The sequence below is a fragment of the Streptomyces sp. NPDC050535 genome (assembly GCF_044457665.1).
Taxonomy (GTDB): domain Bacteria; phylum Actinomycetota; class Actinomycetes; order Streptomycetales; family Streptomycetaceae; genus Streptomyces.
This window is the reverse complement of the sequence record NZ_JBITHE010000011.1, coordinates 72,449-84,990: the sequence shown is the minus strand read 5'-3', so window position 1 is coordinate 84,990 and position 12,542 is coordinate 72,449. Positions and strand designations below refer to the sequence as shown.

The window sequence follows — 12,542 nt, the reverse complement described above, 5'->3', positions numbered from 1 at the left end:
TTGGTGGAAGCCCATGACGCAGGTGACCGATCACGGCGGCGGCGTCCGGTCCATCAGGGTCCCCATCCCGGACAACCCCCTTGGTCACACGCTCGTCTACGTCGTCGACACCGACCGCGGCGCCGTCCTGATCGACACCGGCTGGGACGACCCCGCCTCCTGGGACACCCTCACCGAAGGGCTCACCGCCTGCGGCACCTCCGCCGTCGAGGTGCACGGCGTCGTCATCACCCACCACCACCCCGACCACCACGGCCTGTCGGGCAAGGTGCGGGATGCGTCCGGGGCGTGGCTCGCGATGCACGCGGCGGACGCCTCGATCGTGCGGCGGACCCGGGAGCACCGGCCCGAGCGGTGGTACGCGTACATGACGGCGAAGCTGACGGCCGCCGGCGCGCCCGAGGACCATCTGGCACCCCTGCGCGGGGCCCGGCGCGGCGACCTGCCCGGCTTCTCCCCCGCGCTCCCCGACCGGGAGATCGTCCCCGGCGAACTCCTGGACCTGCCCGGTCGCCGCCTGCGAGCGATCTGGACCCCCGGCCACACCCCCGGCCATGTCTGCCTCCACCTGGAGGAGACCCACCCCGCCCAACTCCCGGGCAACGGGCGCTTGTTCTCCGGCGATCATCTGCTCCCGGAGATCACCCCGCACATCGGCCTGTACGAGGATCCGGACGACGCCACGGTCACCGACCCGCTCGGCGACTACCTCGACTCCCTGGAGCGGGTCGGACGCCTCGCCCCGGCCGAGGTCCTCCCGGCCCACCAGCACGCGTTCGCCGACGCACCTTCCCGCGTAGGGGAGTTGCTCGCCCACCACGAGGACCGCCTCGCCGATCTCCACACGCTTCTGTCGGTTCCGCTCACGTCCTGGCAGCTCGCCGAGCGCATGGAGTGGAACCGGCCCTGGGACCAGATCCCGTACGGGTCCCGGACCATCGCCCTCTCGGAGGCGGAGGCCCATGTCCGCCGGCTGGTGAAGCTGGGCCGGGCGGAGGCCGTGACGGGGAGCGATCCGGTGACGTACGTGGCGGTGTAGCCACGGAGGCGGGGCCCGGCTGTCGTCACCTCATCGGTGACCGCGCACCGCGTGTCACCTCGTCAGTGGACGCGCACCGCGTGTCGCCTCGTCAGTGGACGCGCACCGCGTAGTCGAGGCCCTCCTCGTACCGCATGCCGCGTCCCTCCTCGTACGCCTTCCTGTACGCCGTCTCGCCGATCTTCTCGTGGACGCGGAGTTCGTGGGCGTGGCGGGTGGCGATGAGGTCGGGGGAGTCCATCTGGGCGCGGCCGGTGAGTTCCCAGACGTGGGCGGCGATGCCCAGGAGGCGCGCGGCGCGGGGGCCGTCGCCCTCCGCGACGACGGCGGCGGCGAGGACGTCGAGGGCGAGGGCGGCGCCGACGGTGTTGTGCATCAGGCCGTGCCCGGCCACCGCCGTGCGGGCGTTGCGGACCGCCGCGCGGGTGTCGCCGGTCGCCAGGTCCGCTTGCGCGATGACGGCGTCGGCGAAGGCGCCCGCCCAGGACTCGCCGCACGCCACGCTGGCCTCGCGAGCCTCGTGGGCCACGGAGCGGGCGCGGTCGTGGTCGCCGTCCATCATGTGCGCGAAGGAAAGGCCGACGCGGACCTGGAGCTGGGCGGCACCGAACGCGTCCTCCCCGATGGGCAGTCGGGGAGCCGCGGACAGCACGTCGATCGCTTCCGACAGGCTTCCGCTGAGGGCGAGTTGAGCGCCCGTCACATAGGCGGCGGCGACCATCGCCACCGCGTCGCCCTGGTCCCGGGCCGCGTCCGCGCAGCGCACCGCCCAGCCGGCCGCGACGTCCAGGTCGCCCTGGAGCAGTGCGACCGCGCCGCGCGCCCACAGTGCGCGGGTGCGGTCGGGTCCGGGGGACGGGTCGGCGGCGAGCGCGAGGTCCAGGCAGTGCTGGGCGTCGCGCAGATAGCCGCAGTGGCGCCAGAGGAAGCCGATGTCGGCCGCCATTTCGAGGGCGGGGCGGCTGCCGGGGTCGGTGAGCGCGCAGTCCGTCGCGGCGCGCAGGTTGGCGTGTTCGGTGAGGACGCGTTCGCACCAGGCCGCCTGGCGCCCGGTGTTCCACTCGGCGCAGCCCTCGCGGGCCAGGCGCCGGTAGTAGTCACGATGGCGCAGCCGCACGGCGCGCTCCTCGCCGAGCGCCCGCAGCCAGTCGGCGCCGAACTCCCGGACGGTGTCGAGGAACTGGTAGCGGGACGGATCCGTGCGGTGGCGTCGCACGATGGACTGCTCGACCAGCCTGGCGAGCAGCGCGGCGACCCGCCCGGCGGGCAGCGGCCCGCCCGCGCAGACCTCCTCGGCCGCCCCCACGCAGAAGCCGTCGGCGAACACGGAGAGCCGGGCCCACAACAGCCGCTCCAACGGCGCGCACAGCTCATGGCTCCACCCAATGGCCGTACGGAGCGTGTGATGACGTAGCGGCCTCTCCCGGCGCGGCTCCCCGCCGGAAGGCCGGTCCGGCTCCCCGCCAACTCGGCGGTCCGGGTCCCCGCCAACTCGGCGGTCCGGGTCCCTGCCGGGTCGGCGGTCCGGGTCCCCGCCGGGTCGGCGGTCCGGGTCCCCGCCGGGTCGGCGGTCCGGCCCCTCGTCAGGTGGGCGGGGCGGTCCCTCACCGGGAGGGCGGGGTACTCCCTCGTCAGATCCGCGGGGCACTTCCCCGCCAGATCGGCGGTACGACCCCTCACGGGGAGGACGTGGCGTTTCCCCGCCGGGTCGGCGGGGCGGTCCCTCACCGGGTTGGTGATGTGGCCCCTCACGGGGAGGGCCGGGTACTCCCACACCGGATTCGCCGGGCACTTCCCCGCCGGGTCGGCGGTCCGCCCCGTCAACGGGAGGGCGAGGCTTTCTCTCGCCGGGCCGGCGGGACGTTCCTCCACCGGATGGGTCAGGCGCTCCCGCGCCGGGAGGGCGGTGCGGTCCCCCACCGGATTGGCTGGACGTTTCCCCGTCAGGTCCGCGGGCCGATCCCCCGCCAGGTCGCGCGCCCGCGCCCTCGCGGCCGTCGCCGCCTTCGTCTCCCGGGCCCAGCACGTCGAGGCGGGACGTCAGGTGGGCGCCGAGGCGGCCGTGGAGTTCGGTGAGGGAGAGTTCCGAGAGGCGGACGGCGGCGAGTTCGATGGCGAGCGGGATGCCGTCGAGGTGGCGGCAGACCGCCTCCACGGCGGGGCGGTTGGTGTCGTCGAGCGTGAAGCCCGTGGCGGCCGCGCGCTCGGCGAACAGCACCACCGCGTCGTCGGCGACCGGCAGCGGATCCACGTGCAGGACACGTTCGCCCGGCAGGCCGAGCTGCTCCCGGCTGGTGGCGAGGACACGCAGCCCCGGCAGGTCCGGCAGCAGGGTCTCGGCGAGTGCCACACAGTCCGCGAGGACGTGCTCGCAGGAGTCGAGGATCAGCAACAGCCGCTTGCCCTTGGCCCATTCGGCGACCACCTCGACGATCGGGCCGGTCGACTGGTCCGCGAGCCGCAGCGCCTCCACGACGGCCAGGCCCACCAGGCCCGCGGTGTGCAGCGCGGAGAGCTCCACCAGCCACACGCCGTCCGGGTAGGCGTCCCGGACCCGGGCCGCGGCCCGGGAGGCGAGCCGCGTCTTGCCGACCCCGCCGGCTCCGACGAGGCTCACCAGCCGTCCGACACCCGCGCCGGGGTTCAACTCCCGCTCCAGCCAGGCAAGTTCCTCGGTACGCCCGACAAAACCGCGCGTCTCCGGGATCAGATTGCCGGCACGAGCGGGAAGGCCGGCACGAGCGGCACCATCGGGATGACCGGACTCGTCCCGCGCCGGGCCCGCGCTCACCCCGTGCTCGTCTCGTCGCACGCACCGATGTTCGTCTCGTCGGACACACCGACCAGTCTGGCCCGGTCACACCCACCCCTTGCCGATGTCCGACAACTCGGACAGAAAGACGACAGAGCTCCGTCACTTCCGGGCGCCTTTCGACAAGATGCGATCAACTCCCCAATGGCAGGAGCGCGGAGGTCGATATTCGGTGATGGTCGGGTGGGTGAGTGACGGACGAGGGGGAGCTGGGGAGCGGATGGCCGCCAGTGAGGGAGGCGGCGCGGACACCGGGAGCCGGCCCGGGAGCGCAGAGAGGCCGGCACCATGGCCGCCGCCCCCGCCGGGCATCGGGAAACGCGCGTGGCGACCGCCGCGGATGCCGCTCGCTACGGAGCTGCGGGACCGCTGGCTGGTGCCCGTCCCACTGGTCGCCTGTCTGCTGATCGCCCTGCCGGATCTGTTCGTCTCCCGGGTGCCGCCGCTCATCACCCTGCTGCTGATCGGCCCGCTGCTGGCCTGCGCCAGGTTCGGCGTACGGCACACCGTGATCGTCTGCTGCCTGTCGGCGGCGCTGGGCCTGGCGATGGGTATCGGTGACGGCGCGGTACCGAGTCTCGAGTTCGACGTGCGCTGGAGCGGACTGCTGCTCGGGTGCGCCCTCACCGTGTACGTGGCACGGCAGCGCGAGCACCTGTCCCTGACACTCGTCCGGGCCCGTGAGGTGGCCCGGGTCACCCAGGAGGCGATCCTGCGCCCCATCTCCCGCACCCTGGACGGCACTCAGGTGTGCACCCGGTACCACTGCGCCGCCCGTGAGTCGACCGTCGGCGGCGATCTGTACGACGTCGCGGTGACCCCGTACGGACTGCGCGTCCTCGTCGGTGACGTACGCGGTCACGGCCTCGACGCCGTCCGGCTGACCTCGGACACGATCGCCGCCTTCCGTGAACTCGCCTACACCGCGCCCACGTTGATCGCCCTGACCTGCGCCCTCGACGCGCGCCTCACGCCGGAGCTGGGCCCCGAGGACTTCGTCACCGCGGTGTTCGCCGAGTTCGCACCCGGTGAGGTGCGGCTCGTCAACTGCGGCCACCCGCCGCCGCTGCGCTCCGGCCACCGCATCGAGTTCCTCGAACCCCTCGTCCCCACACCGCCGTTGGGGCTGCGCCCGGACCCGCGCCAGTACCGGGTACGCCTCCAGCCCGGCGACCGTCTCCTCCTCTACACCGACGGTCTGACCGAGGCCCGCGACCCGGAGGGCAACTCCTTCCCCCTCCTCGGCGAAGCCGCCCTGGCCCTGCGCGAACCCCTCCCCGAAGAGGCCCTCCACACCCTCTACACCCGCCTGACCGCCCACACCGGTACCCGTCTCACCGACGACCTGGCCCTCGTCCTCTGCCAGCCCGCGGCGACAACGGTCACAGCCCGGGTGCGCTGATCCCGCGGACCAGTTCCTCCGCCTCGCCCAGGAGCCGGATCTCCGTCTCGCTCATCGTCGGGTTGGCCTCCCGTCGCTCTCTCGCCTCCGTGAGACCGGCGTCGGTGATACCCGGTGTGCCGTCGGTGAGCATCGCGGTCAAGGTGTCGTGGGCCGCCTTGGCGTAAGGGGCGTCGCTGACGGCGACCTGGGCGAGGATCACGGCGGACATGCCCCAGTCGAGGCCGGGCGGGCCCTCCTCGGTGTTGGCCCAGTCGATGACCCTGGGGCCGTCGGGGGTGAGCATCACGTTGTCGGGGTGGAGGTCCAGGTGCAGGACCCGGACGGCGGGGTCGGCGGAGATCCGGGCGGGCACGGCGTGCAGGGCGCGCAGCAGGCGGGCGAGGGTGAGACCGCACTCCTGGTGACCGAGCCGCCCCGTACCGAACGCCTCCAGCATGGTCGGCCCCGACAGCCGCTCCATCACCAGGTCGGTGCGGGTGGCCAGCCGCACACCCGGCGCCGGAAAACCGTGGCCTCGTACGTGTTCCATGACCGCGGCCTCGGCGGTCGCGTCGCCCCAGCCCGCGCGGTCCCGGCGCAGTACCCACGCCTCGTCTATCTCGTAGACGTCCGCCGAGCGCCCCGAGCCGAGCAGTTTCCCCGTTGACCTCATGGCCCGAACCTACCCGGGGCGCACAGGCGGCCCTCAGCCGCTGGTCAAGGGGCCGGTAGAGTGAACCAGTCGTCATCACGCCCGTACAGGGGGAAGCCGGTGCGAATCCGGCGCTGACCCGCAACCGTGAGCCGCTCCAGCAGCGGCGAGCCGGATCACCCGGTCCGGGACGTGACCGGCTCGCGCCACCGGCGGTCCGCCGGTGGCCGGCACCGTCGAGGCATACGGGGCCGGAGCCGCCCCGGATGCTCCAGCGTGCCCGGTGCTGCCCGGCTCCCCCGCAGGGGAGAGTCATGGTTGTTCGCCGCAGCGCAGCGGTACACGCAGCGGTTCGCGTCTCGCTGTCGACCGCGAGGCCGACAGCGAAGTCGACCTCGCGGTCGGCAGCGGGGTCGGCAGCGGGGTCGGCAGCGGGGTCGGCAGCGGGGTCGGCAGCGAAGTCGACCTCAAGGTCGGCAACACGGTCAGCCGTGAGGTCGGGATCGGTCGCGGTCGCCGTACTCGCCGCCACCGCCCTGGCCGGTACGGCCCTCGCACCCGCCGCCCTGGCCGCCACGGCCGTCGCACCGGCCGCCGTGGCCGACGACGTGTCGCCCTCCCCCTCCGCCTCCCCCGCGCTCCCCTCGGGTCTGTACGGCACCGCCGACCCCGCCTACGACGGCGTCTGGCGTCAGTCGCTCGCGTTGCTCGCCCAGCGCACCGTGGGCGTGCGGCCCGCGGACAAGGCCGTCGACTGGCTCGCCGGGCAGCAGTGCGCGGACGGCGCCTTCGCCCCGTACCGCGCGGACGCCACCGCGGAGTGCGACACCGAGACGCTGGTCGACACGAACAGCACGGCCGCCGCCGTGCAGGCCCTCGCGGCCCTCGGCGGGCACGACACCGAGACCGGCAAGGCCCTCGCGTGGCTGAAGTCCGCGCAGAACAAGGACGGCGGCTGGGGGTACGTCGCGGGCGGGGCCAGCGACGCGAACTCCACCTCCGTGGTGATCGGGGCGCTGGCCGCGGCGGGCGAGAAGCCCGCGGACGTCACCGCCAAGGGCGGCGGCTCTCCGTACGACGCCCTGGCCGCGCTGTCGATCCCCTGCGACGCGGACGGCGGCGGCGCCTTCGCCTATCAGCCGGACAAGAAGGGGAAGCTCGCGGCGAACGCGGACGCGACCGCCGCGGCCGTCACCGGCGCCCTCGGCAAGGGCTTCGCCGGCGCCGACACGAAGTCCACCGGCGCCGCCGCCTCTTGCGAATCCTCCGGCGGCTCCGACGCCACCGACGCAGCCGCCGATCCCGGGCGCGCCGCCCGGAACGGCGCCGCGTACCTCGTCACGGCCCTCGCCAAGGACAAGTACCTCAAGTCGGCCCTGGCCGGAGCCGAGGACCAGCCCGACTACGGCAACACCGCGGACGCGGTCGTGGCGCTCGCCACCGCCGGCCGCGGCGACGACGCGGCCGGAACGGTGCGCTGGCTGGAGGGTCACACCGCGAAGTGGGCCGCGCAGAGCGGACCGGCCGCGTACGCGCAGCTGATCCTCGCCGCGGACGCGAGCGGCGTCGACCCGCGCGACTTCGGCGGCCAGGACCTCGTCAGGCAGCTCGGCGCGACGGGCCCGGCACCCCGGACGGCGTCCGCCACCGCCGACAGGAGCGACAGCGACGACGGTCTCGGCGTCTGGTGGATCGTCGGCGTGGGCCTCGTCGCCGGTGTCGGCATCGGCTTCCTGATCAGCGGCCGCAACAAGAGGCAGCGGCTGTGAGCCGAAGCGGTACGGCTTCCCCGCTCCTGGCCCTGCTCGTGCTCGTCCTGGGACTCGGTTCCGCGGGGCAGGCCCAGGCCGTCGGCTACCGCTACTGGTCGTTCTGGGACCTGACCGGCGGCGACTGGACGTACGCCACGCAGGGCCCGTCGACCGCGCGGCCCTCCGACGGCGCCGTCCAGGGTTTCCGCTTCGCGGTGAGCGAGGACTCCCAGCACGCGACGAAGCCCCGCGGCGCCACCGACTTCGCCGCCATCTGCGCCAAGTCCCCCGCCCAGCAGGGCAAGAAGCGGGTGGCGCTCGTCATCGACTTCGGTACGCCCGCGGACGCGCCGTCCGGCGAGACCCCGCCGTCCCCGCGCACGGCCTGCGCCCGCGTCCCCGTCGACGCGACCTCCGCCGAAGCCCTGGCCTCGGTCGCGAAACCCCTGCGCTACGACACCAACGCGCTCCTCTGCGCCATCGCGTCCTACCCGAGGGCGGGCTGCGGCGACCCGGTCTCCACCGACTCCCGCGAAAACGGAACGGCGTCCGCCCGTCCCCAGGCCGACTCGTCAGGCCACGGCCCGTCCGTGGGCCTGCTCGCCGGGGCCGCGGCCGTCGCCGTGCTGGGCGTCGCGGCGCTCTGGCAGGCCCGCCGCCGCAGGGGCTGACACCGAGATGGCGACAGTGGGAACGGGCGACGCCGAAGGCACAACTCCCCCTGTGGGCAATCGTCCCGCAGGGCGGGACGGGTGGGCACAGCCACCGACGCCGGGTGCCGACCGGAGCAAGGGCGACCCCTGGCGCGGTAACCCCACGCAGGGTGCGGACCGGAGCAAGGACCACCCGAGGCGCCGTAACCCCACGCCGGGTGCCGACCGGACCAAGGGCCGCCCCTGGCGCCGTAACCCCACGCCGCAGGCGACCCGCTCCAACGCCCTGCACCCGGGCGCGTGGTGGATCTGGGCCCTCGGGCTCGGCACAGCCGCCTCCCGGACCACGAACCCGCTGCTCCTCGCCCTCCTGATCGGTGTCGCCGGATACGTCGTGGCGGCCCGCAGGAGTGACGCCCCCTGGGCCCGCTCGTACGGCGCCTTCCTCAAGCTCGGTATGGCCGTCCTCGGCATCCGCCTCGCGTTCGCGGTCGTCCTCGGCTCCCCCGTCCCCGGCAGCCATCTCGTCGTCACCCTGCCCGAACTCCCCCTCCCCCACTGGGCGCAGGGCATCCGCATCGGCGGCCGGGTCACCGCCGAGGGCCTGGTCTTCGCGTTGTACGACGGCCTGAAACTGGCCACGCTCCTCATCTGCGTGGGCGCGGCGAACGCGCTCGCCAACCCGGCGCGGCTGCTGAAGTCGCTGCCGGGCGCCCTGTACGAGGTGGGCGTGGCGGTCGTCGTCGCGCTGACGTTCGCGCCGAACCTGATCGCGGACGCCCAGCGGCTGCGCGCCGCCCGCCGCCTGCGGGGCCGCTCCGACCGGGGCCTGCGCGGCCTGCTGCACGTCGGACTCCCGGTCCTGGAGGGCGCGTTGGAGCGTTCTGTCGCGCTGGCGGCGGCGATGGACGCGCGCGGGTACGGCCGGACGGCCGAGGTGGCTCCCGCGGTCCGCCGCACCACGGCCGCCCTGACGCTGGGCGGCCTGCTCGGCGTCTGCGCGGGAACGTACGGACTGCTCACCGCCGAGGGCGGCACGTACGGTCTGCCCGTGCTGCTGGCCGGGCTGGGCGCGGCGCTGGGCGGTCTGTGGCTGGGCGGCCGCCGTTCGCTGCGGACGCGGTACCGGCCGGACGCCTGGGGCGTACGCGCCTGGCTGGTCGCGGGTTCCGGTGTCGCCGTCGCCGCCCTGATGGTCGTCTCCGCCTCGCGGGACCCGTCGGCGCTGCGCCCGGGTGTCGTACCGCTGGTGGCCCCCGTCCTCCCGATCTGGCCCGCGGCGGCGATCCTGCTGGGCCTGCTGCCCGCCTTCGTCGCCCCGGCTGCCGCCCGGGCCTCCGCCCCGGATCCCGCCCCGTCCGCCACCCCGACCCCCAGGGAGCAGCCCTCATGATCCGCTTCGAGGATGTCTCCGTGACGTACGACGGTGCGGCCGAACCCGCCGTCCAGGGCGTGGACTTCGAGGTTCCGGAGGGTGAACTCGTGCTGCTGGTCGGCCCGTCCGGGGTCGGTAAGTCGACGATCCTGAACGCCGTCTGCGGTCTCGTCCCGCACTTCACGGGAGGCACCCTGCGCGGCCGGGTCACGGTGGCGGGCCGCGACACCCGTACGCACAAGCCGCGTGAACTCGCGGACGTGGTGGGCACGGTGGGCCAGGACCCGCTGTCGCACTTCGTGACGGACACCGTCGAGGACGAACTCGCCTACGGCATGGAGTCGTTGGGCCTGGCTCCGGACGTGATGCGGCGCCGTGTGGAGGAGACCCTCGACCTCCTCGGCCTCGCCGATCTCCGCGACCGCCCGATCGCGACGCTCTCCGGCGGCCAGCGGCAGCGGGTCGCCATCGGCTCGGTGCTGACCCCGCACCCGAAGGTGCTGGTCCTCGACGAGCCCACGTCGGCCCTCGACCCCGCCGCCGCGGAGGAGGTCCTCGCCGTCCTCCAGCGCCTCGTCCACGACCTCGGTACCACGGTCCTGCTCGCCGAGCACCGCCTCGAACGCGTCATCCAGTACGCCGACCAGGTCGTCCTCCTCCGGTCCCCGGGAGCCGCCCCGCTGCTCGGCCCGCCGGCCGAGGTGATGGCGGTCTCCCCGGTGTTTCCCCCGGTCGTCGGCCTCGGCAGGCTGGCCGGCTGGTCCCCGCTGCCCCTGACGGTGCGCGACGCCCGCCGCCGGGCCGGCGCGTTGCGGGAGCGGCTGGCCGAGACGACCCCGGCCCCTTCCCCAGGCACGCAGACCGCCATAGACACGAGTACCGCCACAGGCACAGGCACCGCTACCGCCACAGGCGGAACAGACACCGGCCCCGGCCCCGGCCCCGGCCCCGGCAAGGCGGTGAAAGCCCCCACCGCACCCCGCCCGCCACGGCCGCGCCCCGCCTCCCACCTCACCCGGCTCCTGCGCAGGCGCACCCCCGAAGCCGAAGCACCGACGCCCCGGCAAACCGCCGCGGTCGAGTCCCTCGCCGTCCGCCGCGGCCCCGTCGAGGCACTGCGCCGGGTCGACCTCAGCGCCGCCCCCGGGGAGACGATCGCCCTGATGGGACGGAACGGCGCCGGGAAGTCCACGCTGCTCGCCGCGCTGGTCGGGCTGGTCGAACCGGCGGCCGGGTCCGTGCGGGTCGGCGGGGCGGTCCCGCATCGCACCGCCCCGCGTGACCTCGTACGCCTGGTGGGCCTCGTACCGCAGGAACCACGGGATCTGCTGTACGCGGACACGGTGGCCGCCGAGTGCGCGGCGGCCGACGCCGACGCGGGCGCCGAGCCCGGCACCTGCCGGGCGCTGGTGTCGGAACTGCTGCCGGGTATCGGTGACGACACCCACCCGCGCGACCTGTCGGAGGGCCAGCGGCTGGCGCTCGCGCTGGCCGTCGTCCTGACGGCCGGCCCCCCGCTGCTGCTCCTCGACGAGCCGACCCGCGGCCTCGACTACGCGGCGAAGGCCCGCCTGGTCACCCTGCTGCGCGCGCTGGCCGCCGAGGGCCACACCATCGTGCTGGCCACCCACGACGTGGAACTCGCGGCGGAGCTCGCCCACCGGGTGGTGATCCTCGCGGACGGCGAGGTCGTCGCCGACGGCCCCACCGCCGAGGTGGTCGTCGCCTCCCCGTCGTTCGCCCCGCAGGTCACGAAGGTGCTGGCCCCGCAGCCGTGGCTGACCGTCGCCCAGGTCAGGGAGGCCCTCTCGTGAGCACCCACCAGGTGCAGCGCCAGGCCAGGGCCATCCGCCTCGGCCCCCGCTCCTCCCTCGCCCTCCTCCTCACCAGCGCCATCGGCGTGGCCGCCTTCGGCTGGCCGCTCCTCGCCGACCCCGCCTCGCAGGCAGGCGCGCACGCGCAGGACGCCCCCTGGCTCTTCGCCGGCCTCCTCGTCCTGCTGGTCGGAGTCGTCGCCGCGACGATCTCGGAGTCCGGGCTCGGCCCTAAGGCGGTGGCGATGCTCGGCGTGCTGGCCGCGACCGGCGCCGCGCTGCGGCCGGTCGGGGCCGGGACGGCCGGGATCGAGCCGATGTTCTTCCTGATGGTGCTGAGCGGGCGGGTGCTCGGGCCGGGGTTCGGGTTCGTGCTCGGGTCCGTGACGATGTTCGCCTCCGCGCTGCTCACGGGCGGGGTGGGGCCCTGGATGCCGTTCCAGATGCTGGCCATGGGCTGGTTCACGATGGGCGCCGGGCTGCTGCCGGGGCCGGACCGGCTGCGCGGGCGCGGTGAACTGGCGCTCCTCGCGGTGTACGGATTCCTCGCGGCCTTCGCGTACGGCACTGTCATGAACCTCGCCGGCTGGCCCTTCATGGACGCCCAGGCCTCGAACGTCGCCTTCGACCCGGAGGCCGCCCTCCCCGCCAACCTGGCCCGTTTCGTCGCGTACTGCCTGGCCACCTCGCTCGGCTGGGACCTGGGCCGGGCGGTCGTCACCGTCGTCCTGACCCTCACGCTCGGCGCGACCCTCCTCAAGGCGCTGCGCCGGGCCACCCGGCGGGCCGCTTTCGAGACGCCGGTCACGTTCGAACCGAAGTGATCTGCGGCGCCCGTCACACCGCCCGGCCGCGCCCCGTGCACACGCGTACGCCGTCCGTCACCCGCGGGGTGAGCCGTCCCACAGGACCTTGGTCACATACGAAGCGCGGTCGTAGCCGCAAGAGGTGACATGGACGCGTCGTAACACCCCCTGACCTGCGGTTTGAGATCCAGATCACATAGGGCCATTTCTCCTCGCATGCGACCACCACTAGTAAAAGGGGTCATTGCGGACGCCC

9 protein-coding genes and 1 riboswitch are annotated in these 12,542 nt (G+C 74.4%); of the genes, 7 read left to right on the top strand and 2 right to left on the bottom strand.

All coding sequences use genetic code 11. From position 1 onward, the window contains the following. Positions 1–13: 13 nt before the first annotated feature. Complete coding sequence (locus ACIBLC_RS24235) at positions 14–1,039, top strand: MBL fold metallo-hydrolase (RefSeq protein WP_399213255.1); 1,026 nt, start codon at positions 14–16, stop codon at positions 1,037–1,039. 91 nt (positions 1,040–1,130) lie between these two features. Here the strand turns inward: ACIBLC_RS24235 and ACIBLC_RS24230 are convergent, their stop codons facing one another. Next, entirely contained in the window at positions 1,131–3,851 is a 2,721-nt protein-coding gene (locus ACIBLC_RS24230) for an NB-ARC domain-containing protein (protein ID WP_399213254.1), read from the bottom strand. A gap of 340 nt (positions 3,852–4,191) precedes the next feature. Between ACIBLC_RS24230 and ACIBLC_RS24225 the strand changes: the two genes are divergently transcribed. After that, complete coding sequence (locus ACIBLC_RS24225) at positions 4,192–5,253, top strand: PP2C family protein-serine/threonine phosphatase (RefSeq protein ID WP_399213253.1); 1,062 nt, start codon at positions 4,192–4,194, stop codon at positions 5,251–5,253. On the opposite strand, the gene ACIBLC_RS24220 is transcribed toward ACIBLC_RS24225, so the two are convergent. Continuing rightward, entirely contained in the window at positions 5,234–5,908 is a 675-nt protein-coding gene (locus tag ACIBLC_RS24220) for an aminoglycoside phosphotransferase family protein (protein WP_399213252.1), read from the bottom strand. The two genes, ACIBLC_RS24225 and ACIBLC_RS24220, sit on opposite strands and share 20 nt — an antisense overlap. A gap of 87 nt (positions 5,909–5,995) precedes the next feature. Then, positions 5,996–6,069: riboswitch (cobalamin riboswitch) on the top strand. A gap of 354 nt (positions 6,070–6,423) precedes the next feature. Between ACIBLC_RS24220 and ACIBLC_RS24215 the strand changes: the two genes are divergently transcribed. The 5 genes from ACIBLC_RS24215 to ACIBLC_RS24195 are packed head-to-tail and all read left to right on the top strand — an operon-like array spanning position 6,424 to position 12,304. Continuing rightward, on the top strand, positions 6,424–7,656 hold the full coding sequence (locus ACIBLC_RS24215) for a prenyltransferase/squalene oxidase repeat-containing protein (RefSeq protein WP_399213425.1): 1,233 nt from the start codon (positions 6,424–6,426) through the stop codon (positions 7,654–7,656). Further along, on the top strand, positions 7,653–8,309 hold the full coding sequence (locus tag ACIBLC_RS24210; protein WP_399213251.1) for an SCO2322 family protein: 657 nt from the start codon (positions 7,653–7,655) through the stop codon (positions 8,307–8,309). The genes ACIBLC_RS24215 and ACIBLC_RS24210 overlap by 4 nt, the downstream gene beginning before the upstream one ends. A 52-nt stretch (positions 8,310–8,361) precedes the next feature. After that, positions 8,362–9,684, top strand: coding sequence for an energy-coupling factor transporter transmembrane component T (locus tag ACIBLC_RS24205; RefSeq protein ID WP_399213250.1), 1,323 nt, complete (start codon positions 8,362–8,364; stop codon positions 9,682–9,684). Continuing rightward, on the top strand, positions 9,681–11,480 hold the full coding sequence (locus tag ACIBLC_RS24200) for an ABC transporter ATP-binding protein (protein ID WP_399213249.1): 1,800 nt from the start codon (positions 9,681–9,683) through the stop codon (positions 11,478–11,480). The genes ACIBLC_RS24205 and ACIBLC_RS24200 overlap by 4 nt, the downstream gene beginning before the upstream one ends. Further along, a complete protein-coding gene (locus ACIBLC_RS24195; RefSeq protein ID WP_399213248.1) occupies positions 11,477–12,304 on the top strand; it encodes an ECF transporter S component in 828 nt (275 codons plus the stop codon). Before ACIBLC_RS24200 ends, ACIBLC_RS24195 begins: the two co-directional genes overlap by 4 nt. Positions 12,305–12,542 lie beyond the last annotated feature (238 nt).